Below are 432 nucleotides of genomic sequence, written 5' to 3'. Positions count from 1 at the left end.
GTCCTCGGAGGTGTTGATGTGCTCACCGGCGAACATCGCGTCGCGGCGGGCCTCCAACCCGGCGGCGCGGGCCAGATCCGCCAGCAGTTCCAGGGTCCGGCGGGTGACGCGGTGCTTGCTGTAGTCGATATAGAGGTCACCAACGGTCAGCACCAGCTCGGTCCCGCGGTTCGGATCCTCAGCGAAAAGCTCCGTCAGATGGATGTCGCCGATCTCGTCGTAGTGCTTCGACAATGCCTGCCATGCGGGGGTTGCGGTGATGTCAGCACTCATTCTGTCGACCTTAATGCGGGGCGCGGAGCGAAGGTGTACATGATGGATGTATGGCCATTGAAGACTTGATTTCATCCGTGCCCACGGGTCTTTGGATCGGTGGTGAGGAACGCCAGGCCGCATCGACGTTCAACGTGCTCGACCCCAGCGACGATCAGG

1 pseudogene is annotated in these 432 nt (G+C 61.8%); it reads right to left on the bottom strand.

The window, feature by feature from the left end:
* Positions 1-273, bottom strand: a pseudogene (locus tag RM572_RS29345) (glucose-6-phosphate isomerase); the annotation flags it as partial.
* Positions 274-432: the final 159 nt, after the last annotated feature.

It is taken from the genome of Streptomyces hazeniae (assembly GCF_031845485.1).
Taxonomy (GTDB): domain Bacteria; phylum Actinomycetota; class Actinomycetes; order Streptomycetales; family Streptomycetaceae; genus Streptomyces; species Streptomyces hazeniae.
The sequence above is the reverse complement of the archived record's forward strand: the minus strand, read 5'-3'. Positions and strand labels throughout refer to the sequence as shown.